We start from the raw sequence: 18,827 nt of genomic DNA on the forward strand, positions 1-18,827 counted from the left end.
AGCAAGTCGAATCGTCGCACCGCCCCTCCCACATTTGAACCGTCTAAAGTTCTGAGACTCAGGTCGGTTTGACCCGTTCCGAGGGCCTGCGCACCCCGGCCACAATCTTGTCCACCGCCTTGGTCGCCGCGACCATGCCGAAAGTCGCCGTCACCATCATCACCGCGCCAAACCCGCCGGCGCAGTCCAGCTTCACCCCATCACCGACAAAACTCTTCTGCAAACAGATGCTGCCATCCGGCTTGGGGTAGCGCAGTTGCTCGGTGGAAAACACGCACGGCACGCTGTAGTGGCGGGTCACGGTGCGGGAAAAGCCGTAGTCACGGCGCAAGGTGGAACGCACTTTCGACGCCAAGGGATCATTAAAGGTGCGGTTCAGGTCGCAGACCTGGATCAGCGTCGGGTCGATCTGCCCACCGGCGCCACCGGTGGTGATGATCTGGATCTTGCGGCGCTTGCACCAGGCAATCAGTGCGGCCTTGGCGTTAACCGCGTCGATGCAGTCGATCACGCAATCGATGTTGGGCGTGATGTACTCGGCCATGGTGTCGCGGGTGACGAAATCCGCTACCGCATGCACCGTGCAATCCGGGTTGATCGCGCGCAGGCGCTCGGCCATCACCTCGACCTTGGGCTTGCCCACGGTACTGTCCAAGGCGTGCAGCTGGCGGTTGCTGTTGCTGACGCAGACGTCGTCCAGGTCGAACAGCGAAATCTCGCCCACCCCGCAACGGGCCATGGCTTCCGCCGCCCACGAGCCGACGCCACCGACGCCGACGATCGCCACATGGGCCGCTTTCAAGCGCTCCAGGCCTTCAATGCCATACAAGCGGGCGACGCCTGCAAACCGCGGATCTTCTGTACTCATGACCATTACCCCAAAAACCGGCGCGCATTATAGGACTACGCAGCGACAAGTTTTAAGCTACAAGCTACAAGTTAAGAACTTAGATGTACTTTCGCTGCCCAATGTCCGGTTTTTCTCGGCTTGCTGTACGGTCAGGGAAAGGCCGGTGTAGGATGCGCGCCGTTCGGTGCAGGCCGACACCTCTTTTCGTTCCACACCCTTTGGAACCCGACATAACCATGGCATCGCGTAAATTTGGACTCAACCTGGTGATAGTGCTGGCAATTGCCGCGCTGTTCACCGGCTTCTGGGCGCTGATCAACCGCCCGGTCACTGCTCCCAACTGGCCCGAGCAGATCTCCGGTTTTTCCTACTCGCCGTTCCAGCAAGGCCAGTACCCGCAGAAAGACCAGTACCCCACCGACGAGCAGATGCGTCGCGATCTGGAGATCATGAGCAAGCTGACGGATAACATCCGCACCTACTCGGTCGACGGCACGCTGGGGGACATTCCCAAGCTGGCCGAAGAGTTCGGCCTGCGCGTAACCCTGGGGATCTGGATCAGCCCGGACCTGGAGCGTAACGAGCGCGAAGTCCAGCGGGCCATCGAGATCGCCAACAGCTCGCGCAGTGTCGTGCGGGTTGTGGTCGGTAACGAGGCGCTGTTCCGTGAAGAGATCACCCCTGAAGCCCTGATCGTGCTGCTGGACCGGGTGCGCGGCGCCGTGAAAGTACCGGTGACGACCTCCGAGCAATGGCATATCTGGGAAAAGAACCCGCAACTGGCCAAGCACGTCGACCTGATCGCCGCGCACATCCTGCCGTTCTGGGAGTACATCCCGATGGACAAGGCCGGCCAGTACGTACTCGACCGCGCCAAGGACCTGAAGAAACTGTTCCCGAAAAAGCCGCTGCTGCTGTCGGAAGTGGGCTGGCCAAGTAACGGCCGGATGCGCGGCGGGAATGAAACGTCCCCCGCAGACCAGGCCATTTACCTGCGTACGCTGGTGAACAAGCTGAACCGCCAGGGCTACAACTACTTCGTGATCGAGGCCTTCGACCAGCCGTGGAAGGTCAGCGACGAAGGCTCGGCCGGCGCGTATTGGGGCGTCTACAACGCCGCGCGCCAGCAGAAATTCAACTTCGAAGGGCCGGTGGTGGCAATCCCGCAGTGGCGCGTCCTGGCGATCGGCTCGGTGGTGCTCGCCTTGCTGTCCCTGACCCTGCTGATGATCGACGGCTCATCCCTGCGCCAGCGTGGCCGCACCTTCCTGACCTTTATCGCGTTCCTCTGCGGTTCCGTACTGGTGTGGATCGGCTACGACTACAGCCAGCAATACAGCACCTGGTTCAGCGTGACCGTCGGCATCTTGTTGGCCTTGGGCGCCCTGGGCGTGTTCATTGTGTTGCTGACCGAAGCCCACGAACTGGCGGAAGCGGTATGGACCCACAAGCGCCGGCGTGAATTCCTGCCGGTGGAAGGGGAATCGGACTACCGCCCGAAAGTGTCGATCCATGTGCCGTGCTACAACGAGCCGCCAGAGATGGTCAAACAGACCCTCGACGCCCTGGCGGCCCTCGATTACCCGGACTATGAAGTCCTGATCATCGACAACAACACCAAGGACCCGGCGGTATGGGAACCGGTGCGCGACTACTGCGAAACCCTGGGCCCGCGCTTCAAGTTCTTCCACGTCGCACCCCTGGCCGGTTTCAAGGGCGGTGCACTGAACTACCTGATCCCGCACACCGCCAAGGATGCCGAAGTGATCGCGGTAATCGACTCGGACTACTGCGTGTCGCCGAACTGGCTCAAGCACATGGTGCCGCACTTCGCCGACCCGAAAATCGCCGTGGTGCAGTCGCCGCAGGACTACCGCGATCAGAACGAAAGCACCTTCAAGAAGCTCTGCTACGCCGAATACAAAGGCTTCTTCCATATCGGTATGGTCACCCGTAACGACCGCGACGCGATCATCCAGCACGGCACCATGACCATGACCCGTCGCTCGGTGCTCGAGGAACTGGGCTGGGCCGACTGGTGCATCTGCGAAGACGCCGAACTCGGCCTGCGGGTATTCGAGAAAGGCCTGTCGGCGGCGTACTACCACGACAGCTACGGCAAGGGCCTGATGCCGGATACCTTTATCGACTTCAAGAAACAGCGTTTCCGCTGGGCCTATGGCGCGATCCAGATCATCAAGCGTCACACCGCCAGCCTGCTGCGCGGCAAAGACACCGAGCTGACCCGTGGCCAGCGCTACCACTTCCTCGCGGGCTGGTTGCCGTGGGTGGCGGACGGCATGAACATCTTCTTCACCGTCGGCGCGCTGTTGTGGTCGGCGGCGATGATCATCGTGCCGACGCGGGTCGACCCGCCGCTGTTGATTTTCGCGATCCCGCCGTTGGCGTTGTTCGTGTTCAAGGTGGGCAAGATCATCTTCCTCTACCGCCGCGCGGTAGGTGTGAACCTCAAGGATGCGTTCTGCGCCGCCCTGGCTGGCCTGGCGTTGTCCCACACCATCGCCAAGGCGGTGCTGTATGGCTTCTTCACCACCAGCATTCCGTTCTTTCGTACCCCGAAAAACGCGGATAACCACGGCTTCTGGGTAGCGATTTCCGAAGCCCGCGAAGAAATGTTCATCATGCTGCTGTTGTGGGGCGCGGCGCTGGGGATCTACCTGGTGCAAGGCCTGCCGAGCAATGACATACGTTTCTGGGTGGTGATGCTGCTGGTGCAATCGCTGCCGTATGTGGCGGCGTTGATCATGGCGTTCCTGTCGTCGCTGCCGAAACCAGCCGTGGCACCTGAGCCTGCACCTGTGGCTTAAAAACTTGCGCAATGCACTAAACGGCGGCCTCTGGCCGCCGTTTTGCTATAAGATAACGGCCGTTTTGTCCGCCCGCCCCGCTCTTCCAGACATGCTTCCCGGAGTTTTCCCATGACGGCCCATGCCGACCTTTCGCCGACCCTTCAACTTGCCATCGACCTGATCCGTCGCCCCTCGGTCACGCCGATCGACGCCGATTGCCAGAAGCTGATGATGCAGCGCCTGGGCGACGCCGGTTTTGCGCTGGAGCCGATGCGCATCGAGGACGTGGACAACTTCTGGGCCACCCATGGCAAGCACGACGGCCCGGTGCTGTGCTTCGCCGGCCACACCGACGTGGTTCCCACCGGTCCGGTGCAAGCCTGGCAGAACGACCCGTTCGACGCATTGATCGACGAAAACGGCATGCTCTGCGGGCGTGGCGCGGCCGACATGAAGGGCAGCCTGGCCGCCATGCTGGTGGCGGCCGAGCGCTTCGTCAGCGACTACCCGGACCACAAGGGCTCGGTCGCGTTCCTGATCACCAGCGATGAGGAAGGCCCGGCGCACCATGGCACCAAGGCCGTGATCGAACGCCTGGCCGCGCGCAAGGAGCGCCTGGACTGGTGCATCGTCGGCGAACCGTCGAGCACCACCCTGGTGGGTGACGTGGTCAAGAACGGCCGTCGCGGCTCCCTCGGTGCCACCCTGACCGTGCGCGGCGTACAGGGCCATGTGGCCTACCCGCACCTGGCGAAGAACCCGATCCACCTGGCCGCGCCGGCCCTGGCCGAACTGGCCGCCGAGCACTGGGACAACGGCAACGCCTTCTTCCCGCCGACCAGCTTCCAGATCTCCAACCTCAACTCTGGCACCGGCGCCACCAACGTGATTCCGGGTGACCTGACGGCGGTGTTCAACTTCCGTTTTTCCACCGAATCCACTGTCGAAGGCCTGCAACAGCGCGTTGCGGCGATTCTCGACAAGCATGGCCTGGACTGGCATGTGGAGTGGGCGCTGTCGGGCCTGCCGTTCCTCACCGAGCCGGGCGCATTGCTCGATGCGGTGTCGGCCAGCATCAAGGCGATCACCGGGCGTGAGACCCAGGCCTCCACCAGTGGCGGTACCTCCGATGGGCGCTTCATCGCGACCCTTGGCACCCAGGTGGTCGAGTTGGGCCCGGTGAACGCGACGATCCACCAGGTCAACGAGCGGATCCTGGCCAGCGACCTCGACGTGCTGACCGAAATCTATTACCAGACCCTGATCAAGTTGCTCGCCTGATGCTGGCCTGCCCGATTTGCAGCGCCCCGCTCAACGCGGTGGACAATGGCGTGGCGTGCCCGGCCGGGCACCGTTTCGACCGCGCGCGCCAGGGTTACCTGAACCTGCTGCCGGTGCAGCACAAGAACAGCCGCGACCCGGGCGACAACCTGGCCATGGTCGAGGCGCGCCGTGACTTTCTCAACGCCGGGCACTACGCCCCGGTGGCCAAGCGCCTGGCCGAGCTGGCCGCCGAACGCGCACCTCAGCGCTGGGTGGACATCGGTTGCGGCGAGGGTTACTACACCGCGCAAATCGCCGCGGCCCTGCCCCATGCCGATGGCTACGCGCTGGACATTTCCAAGGAAGCGGTCAAGCGCGCGTGCAAACGCGACCCGGCGCTGACCTGGTTGATCGCCAGCATGGCCCGCGTGCCGTTGGCCGACGCCAGCTGCCAGTTCCTCGCCAGTGTGTTCAGCCCGTTGGATTGGCAAGAGGCCAGGCGCCTGCTCAGTCCCGGCGGCGGCCTGATGAAGGTCGGCCCGACCAGCGGCCACCTGATGGAACTGCGCGAGCGCCTGTACGACGAAGTGCGCGAGTACACCGACGACAAGCACCTGGCCCTGGTGCCGGACGGCATGAGCCTGGCCCACAGCGAAACCCTGGAATTCACCTTGAGCCTGGCCGAGCCCCGGGACCGCGCCAACCTGCTGGCCATGACCCCTCACGGCTGGCGCGCCAGTGCCGAGCGCCGTGCCGAGGTGATCGAGGCGGCCGAGCCGCTGCTGGTCACGGTGTCGATGCGCTACGATTATTTCGTGCTTCAATAACCGACTTTTAACCATCCGCGAATGGATTTTCGAATCCCGCAACGAGGAATATCCATGCGCCAACCCGATATCGAGATTTACCTGAAGGACGCCGACGTCGACTACAAGGCCATCGCCGCCTGGCTGGGCGCTGCCCTGGGCCCTTGCAGCGACTGGGTCCAACGTGGCCAGACCTACAAGTGCAAGGCCGGCAATGTGCCCGTCACCTGGCTGCCGAAAGCCGTAGGCAAGTGGAACAGCCTGTACCTGGAAAGTGACCAGACACCGTGGGAAGACGACATTGCCTGTGCCCGCGCTGCGTTTGCTGCGCTGAATGTTGAAGTACGTTGCGCACCGGGTAGCTGGATCGAGGAAGAAGGTGAGGAAAGCGCCGACACCTGGATCCGCATCAGCGCGGACGGTGAAGAGCAGATCACCTGGAAAACAGCTTAAAAAGCAGCTTCAAGCTGCAAGCTGCAAGTCATAGCGCTTGCAGCTTGTAGCTTGCCGCTCGGCCTACAGGCCGACCACATCCTCCGCCTGCAACCCCTTCTCGCCGCTTACCACGGCGTATTCCACTTGCTGGCCCTCGGCCAACGAACGGTGGCCGTCGCCGCGAATGGCGCGGTAGTGCACAAACACATCCTTGCCATCTTCACGCTGGATAAAGCCATAGCCCTTGGCGTCGTTGAACCACTTCACATTGCCTGTCTCGCGCGTTGCCATCTGTTCACTCCCACTTGATTGTTATTGTTGAGCCGATCGCGTTGAACTGCCGAGTATAAGACAGGCTCAAAAACGATCAACTCAAGTTTACATCGCTGCTTTTTTGCCGATTTTCGGCGAATACGGCACACTACCCGCCCGAGCGCCTGCTCGGTTTTTCCCACTTGAAGCAGCTCGCCTATGACCCGCTCCCCGTTCCGCCGTCTGGTGTTTGGCACCTTGCGCCGACTGCTGTACCTCTGGGTTCGCTCGGAGACGATCAACCAGTCGTCCCTTACCCTCAACCTGGACCGCAGCCGGCCGGTGTTTTACGTCCTGCAATCGCCCTCCCTCACCGAATTGGCCGTGGTCGATGCCGAGTGCACCAAGGCCGGCCTGCCGCGCCCGGTACTACCGGTATCGGTAGGCCCGCTGATGGAACCCGCGGCGTTCTTCTACCTCACACCCGAGCCGGACTGGCTGGGGCGCCAGGACAAGCGCGGCGCGCCGCCGACCCTGACCCGCCTGGTCAACACCCTCAGCGAACACGCCGAAGAGAATGCACAAATCATTCCGGTCAGCGTGTTCTGGGGACAAACCCCTGCGAGCGAGTCCAGCCCGTGGAAACTGCTGTTTGCCGACAGCTGGGCGGTCACTGGGCGTCTACGCCGGTTGTTGAGCATCCTGATCCTGGGGCGCAAGACCCGCGTGCAATTCTCCGCGCCCATCAACCTGCGTGAATTGATCGAGCACAATAAAGGCCACGAACGCACCGTGCGCATGGCCCAACGTATCCTGCGCGTGCACTTTCGTAACCTGAAGACGGCGGTGATCGGCCCCGATTTGTCCCACCGGCGCAATCTGGTGAAAGGCCTGGTCAACATGCCATTGGTGCGCCAGGCCATCCTTGACGAAGCCGAACGGGAAAAAATCAGCCCGGAAAAAGCCAAGGCCCTGGCCCTGCGCTACGGCAACGAGATCGCCTCGGACTACACCTACACCGCGATCCGCTTCCTGGAAGTGGTGTTGAGCTGGTTCTGGAACAAGATCTACGACGGCATCAAGGTCAATAACATCGAGGGCGTGCAACAGGTTGCCCAGGGCTACGAGGTAATTTATGTGCCTTGCCACCGCAGCCATATCGACTACCTGCTGCTGTCCTACCTGCTGTTCAAGAACGGCCTGACCCCGCCGCATATCGCCGCCGGCATCAACCTGAACATGCCGGTAATCGGCAGCCTGTTGCGCCGTGGCGGTGCGTTTTTCATGCGCCGCACCTTCAAGGGCAACCCGCTGTACACCTCGGTGTTCAACGAATACCTGCACACCTTGTTCACCAAGGGCTTCCCGGTGGAGTACTTCGTCGAAGGCGGGCGCTCGCGCACCGGGCGCATGCTGCAGCCGAAGACCGGGATGCTGGCGATTACGCTGCGCAGTTTCCTGCGCTCCTCGCGCATGCCGATCGTGTTCGTGCCGGTGTATATCGGCTATGAGCGCGTGCTCGAAGGCCGCACCTACCTCGGTGAGCTGCGGGGTGCGAGCAAGAAGAAAGAGTCGATCTTCGATATTTTCAAAGTGGTCGGCGCGCTCAAGCAGCGCTTTGGCCAGGTCGCGGTCAACTTCGGCGAGCCGATCAAGCTGGCCGAGTTCCTCGACGCCGAGCAACCGGACTGGCGCAGCCAGGAACTGGGCCCGAACTACAAACCGGCCTGGCTCAACGAAACCACCAATCGCCTCGGCGAACAGGTGGCCCGCCACTTGAACGAAGCCGCCGCCGTGAACCCGGTGAACCTGGTGGCCCTGGCGCTGCTGTCGACCACGCGCCTGGCCCTGGATGAACAGGCCATGGCCCGCCAGTTGGACCTGTACCTGGCGCTGCTGCGCCGCGTGCCTTATTCGCCCCACACCACCTTGCCCGAAGGCGACGGCCTGGCGCTGATCAAGCACGTCAAGGACATGGACCTGCTGTCGGAACAGAGCGATGCCTTGGGCAAGATTCTGTACCTGGACGAGCAGAACGCCGTCCTGATGACCTACTACCGCAACAACGTACTGCACATCTTCGCCCTGCCGGCGCTGCTGGCCAGCTTCTTCCAGAGCAGCTCGCGGATGAGCCGCGAGCAGATCCTGCGCTATACCCACGCGCTGTACCCGTACCTGCAATCGGAGCTGTTTATCCGCTGGTCGCTGGAAGAGTTGGATACGGTGGTCGATCAATGGCTGGACGCGTTCGTCGAACAAGGCCTGCTGCGCTTCGAAAACAATGTGTTCCTGCGCCCGGCACCAAGCTCGCGACACTTCGTACTGCTGACCCTGCTGTCCAAGACCATCGCCCAGACCCTGCAACGCTTCTACATGGCGATCTCGCTGCTGCTCAACAGCGGCCAGAACAGCATCAGCGCCGAAGAACTGGAAGACCTGTGCACGATCATGGCCCAACGCCTGTCGATCCTGCATGGCCTCAACGCCCCGGAGTTCTTCGACAAGAGCCTTTTCCGACATTTCATCCAGACCTTGCTGGAACAAGATGTGCTGCGTCGCGACGAGGCCGGCAAGTTGAGCTACCACGACCTGCTCGGCGAACTGGCCGAAGGCGCGGCCAAGCGCGTGTTGCCCGCGGAGATTCGCCTGTCGATCCGCCAGGTGGCCCTGCACCGTGTGGATGGCGCAGCCGAAGCGCCGGTGGAAGCGGAAGAAACACGCTAGATTGAACAAGGCGCCAGTTGGATGCTGGCGCCGTTGAAAAGGAGCTGCACCATGAAAAAGATCATTCTCCTGGGCCTCACCGCCCTGCTCGGAGCCTGCCAATCCATGCATCCAGCGCCCAAGGCCAGCCTCGACGGCGAGGTGTTCTACCTGCAACGCATTGCCCTGCCGCCCGCCGCCACCTTGAGCGTGAGCCTGCAGGACGTGTCCCTGGCGGATGCGCCTGCGGTGACGTTGGCCGAGCAGAAAGGCCCGGTCAAAGGCCAGGTGCCGCTGCCGTTTCACCTGACCTACGACCCCGCACAGGTCAAGCCAGGCCACAGTTATTCGGTGAGCGCTCGCATCGAGCTGGATGGCAAGCTACTGTTTATCACCACCGAACGGCACACGGTGCAGCTCAACGGCCAGGATCCACAGCCGGTGCGCGTGCGCGTGAACGCCGTAGCACCCTGAACTCGAACATAAGGACGCTCCCATGCTCCGCAACTCCCTTCGCCTCACTGCCCTGTGTGCCGGCCTGCTGTTCGGCGCCAATGCCATGGCCCTGGACCTCAGTAGCCTGTCCCAGGGCGACGCCAGCGGCGGCCTCAAGGACGCCCTGACCCAAGGCGCACAGATCGCCGTGAAACAACTGGGTGTACCCGGCGGTTTCAGCAACAACCCTGAAGTGAAGATCGGCCTGCCGGGCAAGCTGGGCAAAGTCGCCGACAAGCTGAAAATGTTCGGCATGGGTGACCAGGTCACGCAGTTGGAAGACAGCATGAACAAAGCCGCTGAAACCGCCGTGACCCAGGCCCAGCCGATCCTGGTCAACGCGGTGAAGAACATGAGCGTGACCGACGCCAAGGGCATCCTCAGCGGCGGCCAGGACTCCGCCACCCAGTACCTGAACAAAAGCAGCCGCGAAGCCATCCGCGCCAAGTTCCTGCCGATCGTCAAGGCCGCTACCGACAAGGTGGGCGTGGCCCAGCAGTACAACGCCCTGGCAGGCAAGGCCGCCGCATTTGGCGCCGTGGATGCCAAGAGCGCCAACGTCGAAAGCTACGTGACCGAACAGGCGCTGGATGGTTTGTTCAAGATGATTGCGCAGCAGGAAGAGACGATTCGCAAGAACCCGGCGGCTGCGGCGACCAGCCTGGCGAAGAAGGTGTTTGGCGCCTTGTAATAGCTGTGATGCCCACGTTTCAGCGAGACGTGGGCATTGGGAAGCCGCTCAATGAGAAGCCTTTAACCAGTTCTTTTGTATTTCTGCTTGATCTCGCATTGAAAAGAACCATTCGCGGCCGACCTTCTTTTTGACAAATATATTCAAGTCGACTAGACCGTTCAGCACGGCCGATGCCGTATTGTAAGAACAGCCTAGATTTTCCTTCACATTGACGGCTGTGAACTGTTTGGCGGTACCGCTCTTGGCGACCTGAAATACCGTCTTTTGTTTCTCATTCAGTTCCTTATAAAGTCCTGACTCCCATAACCAACGCTCAAACGCCTCGGCCTCTCGGACACTTATCTCGTAAGACTGCTTAAATCCATCAACTGCGCGTTGCACGATGGAGCACTGATAGTCGATGAAGTAAGTCAGATCGAGTTCATCCGTCTCCGTATACAGATAAGACATACCGTATTGAACAGCCGCATTCTTCAGCAAGACACTGATGGAGATATACCTGAATGCCGCGTAATCGCTTTTAAACATGAACCAATAAAACAACGCACGCGCAACACGACCATTGCCATCCCGAAAGGGATGCTCGTAACCCAAGGCAAAGTGCAGAGAAATGCCTTTGATCAGTGGATGCAGGTAGCGGGTGGCCGTAGCATCGTCGTGACAAGTATTGATCCAATCAGCCAACCGCTCCAGCCGAGTGATGATCCCTTCTGCGGGAGGTGGCGAATGCACAACATTGCCATCACCATCCTGGACAACCACCTCATCGTTTAAACGAAAGCTGCCAGGAGAATATTTATCATCGTCAATGCCCTGAACACCTACTTCGTGCATGTCCGCGATCAACTCCACACTGAGCGGCTCGTTTCTCTTATCCCAAGCGAAACGCATCATTCGGTAATTGCCGATGATCATTTTTTCATCTGGCGTTCTGGGCAGTCGCTCTCGCTTCAACATATCTTTTGCAACGAGCGTCGTGGTTGCCGCGCCCTCCAACTGGCTGCTACTGATGGCCTCATCTTCAATCAGGTCGTTGAGCAAATACTTTATATGAGCAGCCTTCCCGACCTTGCTGCTCATGTACTCAAGTGCGGCAGTCGAGGCATATCTGTCGACCGTGGAGACCACGCGTTGTGCGGTTGGCGTTAATACAAAGTTGCACCAGACCTCATGCGTACCTACGGGCACTATTTTCTGATACAGACGGGAGCGCTCGTACTTTACGATCCCCCAGCATATCGCTTGATCCAAGTGCTGAGGAAAACGGTGGCGTAGCTGATCAAAGTGCAAATAGCGGCCCCGACTGTCTGTTGGCTGAGACAGCTTCATATAGTCAGATAGATGCTGAAGATGGGGCTCCTGGCCAATGAGAACAAAAACCCGTTCCGGCACCTTGGGTGGCAGTTTAATCATCAAAATCTCAATTTTTGATTTCTGAGACTTGAGTACAGCAGAAAACCCCACCTATCTCAATAACCACGAAAATTGAGACATGCCTTTCTTCAATGCAGTACCGACTCAGCCAATCGCCCCACCGTCAACGTTGCAAAGCCCCCCAAGGCCAGCGCCGTCGCACGGTTGATCTTCAAGGGTGTCAGCCAGGCTTTTTGCAGCCCTTCGAAGCGACTGCCGAATACGATCCACGCAGACCCTACCGGTATCACCACCAATGCCAGTGTGGCCATGAACCCGGCATAGCCTTGCCATGCGGCAAAGGTGCCGGCCGGCGCAATAAACGACACGATCAACAGCCCCTTGGGGTTCATCAGTGTCAACCAGAAAAAACTCCACCCACTGAGGCGGTCACGGCCAGGGTCGACGGTGCTGTTTTTGCGTTGCCAGAGCTTGTACGAGACATACAGCAGGTATCCGGCCGCCGCCAATTGCGTGAACTTCGACGCCCAAGGCGAATAGGCCGCCAGGTAGAGCAGTGCAACACCCCATATCGAAACCTGAAGCACGTAAGCCAGGCACTCGACAAATGCCAACCACCAGGACGCACGATAGCCAAACAATACGCCGGCACGAAACAGCAAGGTATTGGTGGGACCGGGGGCAAGCAGTAGCAACATCAGGGCTGGAATGCAGGCGAACATGCAGGTTTTCCTCAAGAGTGACGACCCAAAGTCGTTCCCCCCATCGAAACTGACGCGTCAACATGGATGGCCCGGCGACAGTGGCCATCATCAAACTCGCGAAGTCTACTGCAAGTACCCGCAAGATGCCCTCACCGGGAGGGCATGCAGATTCGTTCCAGCGGTTAAACCAGACAACTACAGGAAAGCGCCCACGACAAAAGTCGTCGTTGTTGCCACGCCATAACCAATACTCATGGGCGGCTCGGCCGAACGCATTGAACAAGGGAGTGGCCTCGCGGGACTGGGCTCAGGCCAGCAAGGGCTAGGCGGTTTTGCGTAGCAAGGCCGGGGCGGCGGCGGGCAAGGTCGGGGTGGCGGCTCTTGCGGGCAAGGACCGCTTACCGGGGGTCTTTGAGGCATCGACAGCGCAGAAAAAAAGCACTTGAAGGGGCAAAAAAACATAAAGTATTCCTTAAGTCCAAAGAGATGAGTCCATTTACCGTTGTCGTCAACAACTGACATCGACAAATCCATACCTGTGATCAGGTAGTCTCTAAGTGGCAGGAATGCAGGAAGCGTTCCCGGCTCCTGCCACCCGTTTCGACACTCAAATATTGGCCCTTACCCCTCTATGCCGCCTTCCGAACCTTGAACCACGCCGCGTAGAGCGCCGGCAAGAACAACAGGGTCAACGCCGTCGCCACGATCAAGCCACCCATGATCGCCACTGCCATCGGCCCGAAGAACACGCTGCGTGACAGCGGGATCATCGCCAGCACCGCCGCCAGGGCGGTCAGCACAATCGGGCGGAAACGCCGTACGGTGGCTTCGATAATTGCCTGCCACGGCGCCAGCCCGGCCTTGATGTCCTGTTCGATCTGGTCCACCAGGATCACCGAGTTGCGCATGATCATCCCAGACAACGCGATGGTCCCGAGCATGGCCACGAAGCCGAAGGGCTGGCGGAACACCAGCAGGAACAGCGTCACGCCAATCAGGCCCAACGGCGCGGTCAGAAACACCATCGCCGTGCGTGAGAAGCTGCGCAATTGCAGCATCAGCAAGGTCAGCACCACCACGATAAACAGCGGCACGCCGGCCTTCACCGAGTTCTGCCCGCGGGCGGAGTCTTCGACGGTGCCACCGACTTCCAGCAGGTAGCCATCCGGCAATTCGGCGCGCACACCCTCAAGGGTTGGCAGGATTTGCTGGACCAACGTTGCCGGTTGTTCCTTGCCGTAGATATCGGCGCGCACGGTCACCGTCGGCAAGCGGTTGCGGTGCCAGATAATGCCCTCTTCAAAGCCGTATTCGAGGGTGGCGATCTGCGACAGGGCCACGCTTTTACCGTTGTCGGTCGGTACCGCCAGGCTGGGCAGCAGCGACAACTCGGTGCGCTCGTGGACGGTGCCGCGCAGGAGAATTTCGATCAACTCGTTGTCCTCCCGATATTGACTGACGCTGGAACCGGTCAGTGAGCTTTGCAGGAATTTCGACAGGTTGGCGGTACTGACACCGAGGGCGCGGGCGCGGTCCTGGTCGATATTGAGGTAGACGATCTTGCTCGGCTCTTCCCAGTCCAGGTGCACATTGACCACATGGGTATTTTCGCGAACCTTGGCCGCGACTTTCCGCGCAAGGGCGCGGACTTCCTCGATGTGTTCGCCGGTTACGCGAAACTGCACCGGATAGCCCACGGGAGGGCCATTTTCCAGGCGGGTAACGCGTGAGCGCAGGTCGGGGAATTGTTCGTTGAGGGTTTCGATCAGCCAGGTGCGCAGGCTTTCGCGGCCCTCGATGGTCTTAGCCAACACCACGAACTGCGCAAAACTGGCCGCTGGCAGTTGCTGGTCCAGCGGCAGGTAGAAACGCGGCGAACCGGTGCCGACGTAGGCCACATAGTTATCAATGCCGGCGTGTTCCTTGAGCAAGGCTTCCAGGCGCTTGACCTGGTCGGCGGTGTTGCTCAGGGAAGCGCCTTCGGCCAGTTTCAGGTCGACCATCAATTCCAGGCGGCCTGAGGCCGGGAAGAACTGTTGCGGCACAAAGCGAAACAACCCCACCGAGCCGATAAACAGCAGCAACGTCAGGACAATCACGGTTTTGCGCCGACGCACGCACCACTCCACCAAACGTCTTACACGTTGGTAGAACGGCGTACCGTAGGGATCCGGGCCATCGATGCCATGTTTGGCCGCGTGAATCTTCGCCAGGTCCGGCAGGAGTTTTTCCCCCAGGTACGGCACAAACACCACGGCGGCGATCCATGAGGCGAGCAACGCGATCGTCACCACCTGGAAGATCGAGCGTGTGTATTCACCTGTGCTCGACTGCGCGGTGGCAATCGGCAGGAAGCCGGCCGCCGTGATCAGCGTGCCGGTGAGCATCGGGAAGGCGGTGCTGGTCCAGGCAAAACTGGCCGCCTTGAGCCGGTCGTAGCCCTGCTCCATTTTGATTGCCATCATTTCCACGGCAATGATCGCATCATCCACCAGCAAGCCAAGGGCCAGCACCAACGCACCGAGGGAAATCTTGTGCAGGCCGATGCCGAGGTAATACATGGTGGCAAAGGTCATCGCCAGCACCAGCGGAATCGCCAGTGCTACGACCATGCCAGTGCGTATGCCGAGGGAGAAGAAACTCACCAGCAAGACAATCGCCAATGCCTCGGCCAACACCTGCACGAATTCGCCGACACCGGTTTTCACCGCTGCCGGTTGGTCTGACACCTTGCGCAGCTCCATGCCCGCCGGAAGGTTCTTTTGCAAGCGTGCGAATTCGCCTTCGAGAGCCTTGCCCAGCACCAGGATGTCGCCACCGTCGCGCATGGCCACGGCCAGTCCGATAGCATCCGCCCCCATGTAACGCATGCGCGGCGCCGGTGGATCGTTGAAGCCGCGGTGAATATCGGCAACATCACCGATGCGGAAGGTTCGATCAGCGACACGAATAGGAAAGTCGCGGATTTCTTCCACCGTCTTGAAATTACCCGACACGCGCAGTTGCACACGCTCGCTCGGGGTTTCAAAGAAGCCGGCAGTGGAGACCGCGTTCTGCTCCTGCAACGCCTGCTGCACAGCGGCCAACGGCAGGCCAAGGGTGGCGAGCTTGAGGTTGGACAGCTCGATCCAGATCTTCTCATCCTGTAGGCCAAGTAACTCGACCTTGCCCACATCCGCCACCCGTTGCAGCTGAATCTGGATGCGGTCGGCGTAGTCCTTGAGTACGGCATAGTCGAAGCCGTCGCCGGTCAGGGCGTAGATATTGCCGAAGGTGGTACCGAACTCGTCGTTGAAAAACGGCCCCTGGATATCCGGCGGCAAGGTCTGCCGGATGTCGCTGATCTTCTTGCGCACCTGGTACCACAACTCAGGAATCTGCACAGAGTGCATGGAGTCGCGCGCAATGAAGGTGACGGTGGACTCGCCCGGGCGAGAGAAAGAGACAATGCGCTCGTATTCGCCGGTCTCCATCAGTTTTTTCTCGATACGCTCGGTGACCTGGCGCGAGACTTCCTGGGCCGTAGCGCCGGGCCAGTTGGTCTTGATCACCATGGCCTTGAAGGTAAACGGTGGATCTTCGCTTTGCCCCAGTTTGGTATAGGACAAAGTACCGACCACAGCCAGCAGGATCATCAGGAACAGTACAATCTGGCGGTTACGCAACGCCCATTCGGAAAGATTGAAAGCCATCGGGGACTACTCCTTGGCCGCCAGGTTCACTATACGGTTGGAGCCATCCACCGCGCGCACTTGCTGGCCCTCGTGGAGCACATGCACGCCTGCTGCGACCACCCAGTCGTTGGGGGTCAAGCCTTCCAGCACCGGCACGGTTTTTTCGCCAAAGGCGCCGATGCGTACCGGCGTGCGCTTGAGGGTGTTGTCCTGCTCTACACGCCAGACGTAGGACGCACCGTTCTCCGCACTCAGGGCAGACAGCGGTACCGACAGCGGAATAACGCCGTCGGCCTGTATGAATACGCGAGCGCTTTGCCCCAGTTCCGCCGGGACTTTGCCGCCGGTGAAGGCAACGCGAGCGGCGAAGGTGCGCGATTTTGGATCAGCCGCAGGCGACAGTTCACGAATGCGCCCGGTGAAACGCTGGCCCGGCTGGCTCCACAACTCCACCGCGACCGGCTGACCGATCTTGAAGCGACCAAACCCTTGTTCGGGCAGGCTGATAAGCACTTCGCGCTCGCCATCGGTGGCCAGGGTGAACACGGTCTGGCCAGCGGATACCACTTGGCCGACTTCCACCGCGCGCTTGGCGACGACGCCATCCTGAGGGGCGCGCAATACGGCGTAACCGGCCTGGTTACTGGCCACGTCGAACTCGGCCTTGATCTGCTTGAGGCGCGCTTCACCGGAACGGTAAAGGTTTTCGGAATTGTCGTACTGGGAACGGCTGACCATCTGACGGTCCATCAGGGTCTTGTAGCGATCACGCTCAGCGCGTACCAGGCGCAGGTTGGCCTCGGCAGCGGCGACCTGGGCACGGGCGGCCTCCAGTTGCAGGCGCACATCCTGAGGGTCAAGTTCCGCCAGTGCCTGGTTGGTCTTGACCCGCTCGCCCTCCTCCACCAGACGCTTGCTGACTTTGCCACCGATGCGAAAGGCCAGGTCCGGCTCATAGCGCGCGCGTACTTCACCGGGGTAGCTGTCCGTCGACTGCGCCGAGGGTTGCGGCTGCACCACCATGGCCGGGCGGACGGTGGTCTGGACCGCTTCTTCCTGGCCGCAGGCGGCCAACAGGAAGACCAGGCAGACAGGCAACGCAAAGGGCAGGAAAGTGCTGCGCATGCTGAAGGACCTTTCGCAAATGGAGCTAGGAATAATTATACTGGCCGGTATGTTATTAATACCAAACTCGCCAGTCCAGTATTAAAGGTAGAAATGTCCGACAATCGTGTAAGCACCAATAGCCCCGGGCGTCCCAAGGACATGGCAAAACGCCAGGCTATCCTCTCGGCAGCGAAAATCCTGTTCTTGAGCAACGGCTACGCCAACACCAGCATGGATGCCGTGGCCCTTGAGGCCGGCGTATCGAAACTGACCGTCTACAGCCACTTCACCGACAAAGAAACCTTGTTCACCGCCGCCGTGGTGGCCAAGTGCGAGGAACAGTTGCCGGTGATGTACTTCGAACTGCCCGAAGGCATGCCGGTGGAAACGGTATTGTTGAATATCGCCCGGGGGTTCCATCGACTGATCAACAGTGAAGAGTCGGTTAACCTGCATCGCCTGATGATGACCACCGGCAATCAGGACGTGAAACTCTCACAGATCTTCTTCGAAGCCGGGCCCATGCGGATGCTCCAGGGCATGGAGCGCCTGCTCGGCAAGATCGACCAGAGCGGCGCGCTGAGCATCGACAGACCGCTTACGGCAGCCGAGCACTTCTTCTGCCTGCTCAAGGGCACCGCGAACTTCTGCCTGCTGTATGGCTGCGGCGGGCAACTGAGTGAGGAAGCCGCCGAAGCCCATGTGCAGGAGGTGGTGGGGTTGTTTATGCGGGCCTATAGGAGAGATGCGGCTGCAAGTGGTTAGCTGCAAGCAGCAAGTGAAAAGCGCTTTTGCTTGCAGCTTGTGGCTTGTGGCTTGTGGCTTGTGGCTTAAGACTTGAGCGCTTTCTTGGGATAAATGTCATACCGGCTGGACTTGCCATCCAGCGCATGGCTCGGCTTGGGCCCTTCGATGCAGGGCGCCTTGCGCGGGCGCTTGACCACCACGCGGTGGCTGGCCAGGGCCAGGGCGGCGGCCAGCAGGGCCGGTGCATCCGGATCATCGCCCACCAGTGGCCGGAACAAGCGCATTTCTTTCTTCACCAGGGCGGTTTTCTCACGGTGGGGGAACATCGGGTCGAGGTAGATCACCTGGGGTGGCTCCCCTTGCCAATTGAGCATCACGTCAATGGAGTTGCCCTTGAGCAGCTTCATGCGCGCCACGATGGGCGCTACGTCAAAATCCTGCGTAGCGCGCGCCAGGCCATCCTCGAGCAAGGCACCGATCAGCGGTTGGCGCTCGATCAGGCTCATCTCGCAGCCCAGGCTGGCCAGCACGAACGCGTCCTTGCCCAAACCGGCCGTGGCGTCCAGCACACGGGGACGCACGCCTTGGGCAATGCCCACGGCCTTGGCGATCATCTGTCCGCTGCCGCCGCCATACAGCCGACGGTGAGCCGCGCCGCCTTCGACGAAGTCCACCCGCACCGGTCCCGGCGCGTCAGGTCCAAGCTGCTGCAGTTGCAGGCCGTGTTCCCCCACTTGCAGGGAAAAATCCGCATCCGCGAGCTGTAAAGGCAAGCCGAGCTGTGCAGCCCACTGCTCGGCCCGCGCCTGGAAACCTTCGCCCAAGGCCTCGACCTGGATGCGGCTGGCCGCTGGTTGTTCGCTCATCAATCGCTACGCTCAAAAATATTAAGGATCGGCAAACAACGGCCGAT

Annotated in this window: 15 protein-coding genes; 8 read left to right on the top strand and 7 right to left on the bottom strand. The window is 60.5% G+C overall.

All coding sequences use genetic code 11. The features are described from left to right. Positions 1–58: 58 nt before the first annotated feature. Positions 59–868, bottom strand: a complete 810-nt coding sequence (gene tcdA / locus BFQ01_RS19035; RefSeq protein ID WP_046036662.1) for a tRNA cyclic N6-threonylcarbamoyladenosine(37) synthase TcdA — start codon at positions 866–868, stop codon at positions 59–61. Positions 869–1,086: 218 nt separating this feature from the next. Here tcdA and BFQ01_RS19040 point away from each other — a divergent pair, with 218 nt between their 5' ends. From BFQ01_RS19040 to BFQ01_RS19055, 4 genes are all read left to right on the top strand, one after another. Continuing rightward, positions 1,087–3,678 carry a glycosyltransferase gene (locus tag BFQ01_RS19040; RefSeq protein WP_065926467.1) on the top strand — a complete coding sequence of 864 codons (2,592 nt, stop codon included), beginning with the start codon at positions 1,087–1,089 and terminating at the stop codon, positions 3,676–3,678. Between the two features lie 111 nt (positions 3,679–3,789). Then, positions 3,790–4,941 (top strand): succinyl-diaminopimelate desuccinylase, encoded by a 1,152-nt coding sequence (dapE, locus tag BFQ01_RS19045; protein WP_027604490.1) that lies wholly within the window; start codon positions 3,790–3,792, stop codon positions 4,939–4,941. Continuing rightward, positions 4,941–5,750, top strand: a complete 810-nt coding sequence (locus BFQ01_RS19050) for a putative RNA methyltransferase (RefSeq protein ID WP_065926468.1) — start codon at positions 4,941–4,943, stop codon at positions 5,748–5,750. Before dapE ends, BFQ01_RS19050 begins: the two co-directional genes overlap by 1 nt. Positions 5,751–5,804: 54 nt before the next feature. After that, entirely contained in the window at positions 5,805–6,182 is a 378-nt protein-coding gene (locus tag BFQ01_RS19055) for a hypothetical protein (protein WP_065926469.1), read from the top strand. A gap of 63 nt (positions 6,183–6,245) precedes the next feature. On the opposite strand, the gene BFQ01_RS19060 is transcribed toward BFQ01_RS19055, so the two are convergent. After that, positions 6,246–6,455: a cold shock domain-containing protein gene (locus tag BFQ01_RS19060; RefSeq protein WP_017529713.1), complete on the bottom strand. Its 210-nt coding sequence runs from the start codon at positions 6,453–6,455 to the stop codon at positions 6,246–6,248. Between the two features lie 180 nt (positions 6,456–6,635). Between BFQ01_RS19060 and plsB the strand changes: the two genes are divergently transcribed. From plsB to BFQ01_RS19075, 3 genes are read left to right on the top strand one after another with little or no spacing between them, the layout of a single operon-like run. Next, complete coding sequence (gene plsB / locus BFQ01_RS19065; protein WP_065926470.1) at positions 6,636–9,140, top strand: glycerol-3-phosphate 1-O-acyltransferase PlsB; 2,505 nt, start codon at positions 6,636–6,638, stop codon at positions 9,138–9,140. Positions 9,141–9,191: 51 nt separating this feature from the next. Then, a complete protein-coding gene (locus tag BFQ01_RS19070) occupies positions 9,192–9,593 on the top strand; it encodes a YbaY family lipoprotein (protein WP_065926471.1) in 402 nt (133 codons plus the stop codon). Between the two features lie 22 nt (positions 9,594–9,615). Then, positions 9,616–10,305 carry a DUF4197 domain-containing protein gene (locus BFQ01_RS19075; protein ID WP_065926472.1) on the top strand — a complete coding sequence of 230 codons (690 nt, stop codon included), beginning with the start codon at positions 9,616–9,618 and terminating at the stop codon, positions 10,303–10,305. A gap of 48 nt (positions 10,306–10,353) precedes the next feature. On the opposite strand, the gene BFQ01_RS19080 is transcribed toward BFQ01_RS19075, so the two are convergent. The 4 genes from BFQ01_RS19080 to BFQ01_RS19095 form a co-directional block, all read right to left on the bottom strand. Then, complete coding sequence (locus tag BFQ01_RS19080) at positions 10,354–11,718, bottom strand: Fic family protein (RefSeq protein WP_065926598.1); 1,365 nt, start codon at positions 11,716–11,718, stop codon at positions 10,354–10,356. 92 nt (positions 11,719–11,810) lie between these two features. Beyond that, positions 11,811–12,404 carry a LysE family translocator gene (locus tag BFQ01_RS19085; RefSeq protein WP_065926473.1) on the bottom strand — a complete coding sequence of 198 codons (594 nt, stop codon included), beginning with the start codon at positions 12,402–12,404 and terminating at the stop codon, positions 11,811–11,813. A 611-nt stretch (positions 12,405–13,015) separates the two neighbouring features. Continuing rightward, positions 13,016–16,078: an efflux RND transporter permease subunit gene (locus BFQ01_RS19090; RefSeq protein WP_065926474.1), complete on the bottom strand. Its 3,063-nt coding sequence runs from the start codon at positions 16,076–16,078 to the stop codon at positions 13,016–13,018. Positions 16,079–16,084: 6 nt separating this feature from the next. Next, positions 16,085–17,185 carry an efflux RND transporter periplasmic adaptor subunit gene (locus BFQ01_RS19095; RefSeq protein WP_065926475.1) on the bottom strand — a complete coding sequence of 367 codons (1,101 nt, stop codon included), beginning with the start codon at positions 17,183–17,185 and terminating at the stop codon, positions 16,085–16,087. Positions 17,186–17,278: 93 nt separating this feature from the next. Between BFQ01_RS19095 and BFQ01_RS19100 the strand changes: the two genes are divergently transcribed. Next, positions 17,279–17,932 carry a TetR/AcrR family transcriptional regulator gene (locus BFQ01_RS19100; RefSeq protein ID WP_065926476.1) on the top strand — a complete coding sequence of 218 codons (654 nt, stop codon included), beginning with the start codon at positions 17,279–17,281 and terminating at the stop codon, positions 17,930–17,932. A gap of 65 nt (positions 17,933–17,997) precedes the next feature. Here the strand turns inward: BFQ01_RS19100 and BFQ01_RS19105 are convergent, their stop codons facing one another. Then, positions 17,998–18,780, bottom strand: coding sequence for a class I SAM-dependent methyltransferase (locus BFQ01_RS19105; protein ID WP_065926477.1), 783 nt, complete (start codon positions 18,778–18,780; stop codon positions 17,998–18,000). Positions 18,781–18,827: the final 47 nt, after the last annotated feature.

It is taken from the genome of Pseudomonas sp. 8 R 14 (assembly GCF_900005955.1).
Classification (GTDB): domain Bacteria; phylum Pseudomonadota; class Gammaproteobacteria; order Pseudomonadales; family Pseudomonadaceae; genus Aquipseudomonas; species Aquipseudomonas marginalis.

Excerpts from the sequence above, each read along its gene's own strand:
- BFQ01_RS19105 (WP_065926477.1), bottom strand. The coding sequence starts at position 18,780 with ATGAGCGAACAACCAGCGGCCAGCCGCATCCAGGTCGAGGCCTTGGGC.
- BFQ01_RS19090 (WP_065926474.1), bottom strand. The coding sequence starts at position 16,078 with ATGGCTTTCAATCTTTCCGAATGGGCGTTGCGTAACCGCCAGATTGTA.
- BFQ01_RS19050 (WP_065926468.1), top strand. The coding sequence starts at position 4,941 with ATGCTGGCCTGCCCGATTTGCAGCGCCCCGCTCAACGCGGTGGACAAT.
- BFQ01_RS19060 (WP_017529713.1), bottom strand. The coding sequence starts at position 6,455 with ATGGCAACGCGCGAGACAGGCAATGTGAAGTGGTTCAACGACGCCAAG.
- BFQ01_RS19095 (WP_065926475.1), bottom strand. The coding sequence starts at position 17,185 with ATGCGCAGCACTTTCCTGCCCTTTGCGTTGCCTGTCTGCCTGGTCTTC.
- BFQ01_RS19070 (WP_065926471.1), top strand. The coding sequence starts at position 9,192 with ATGAAAAAGATCATTCTCCTGGGCCTCACCGCCCTGCTCGGAGCCTGC.
- BFQ01_RS19100 (WP_065926476.1), top strand. The coding sequence starts at position 17,279 with ATGTCCGACAATCGTGTAAGCACCAATAGCCCCGGGCGTCCCAAGGAC.
- tcdA (WP_046036662.1), bottom strand. The coding sequence starts at position 868 with ATGAGTACAGAAGATCCGCGGTTTGCAGGCGTCGCCCGCTTGTATGGC.
- dapE (WP_027604490.1), top strand. The coding sequence starts at position 3,790 with ATGACGGCCCATGCCGACCTTTCGCCGACCCTTCAACTTGCCATCGAC.
- BFQ01_RS19040 (WP_065926467.1), top strand. The coding sequence starts at position 1,087 with ATGGCATCGCGTAAATTTGGACTCAACCTGGTGATAGTGCTGGCAATT.
- BFQ01_RS19055 (WP_065926469.1), top strand. The coding sequence starts at position 5,805 with ATGCGCCAACCCGATATCGAGATTTACCTGAAGGACGCCGACGTCGAC.
- BFQ01_RS19085 (WP_065926473.1), bottom strand. The coding sequence starts at position 12,404 with ATGTTCGCCTGCATTCCAGCCCTGATGTTGCTACTGCTTGCCCCCGGT.
- BFQ01_RS19075 (WP_065926472.1), top strand. The coding sequence starts at position 9,616 with ATGCTCCGCAACTCCCTTCGCCTCACTGCCCTGTGTGCCGGCCTGCTG.
- plsB (WP_065926470.1), top strand. The coding sequence starts at position 6,636 with ATGACCCGCTCCCCGTTCCGCCGTCTGGTGTTTGGCACCTTGCGCCGA.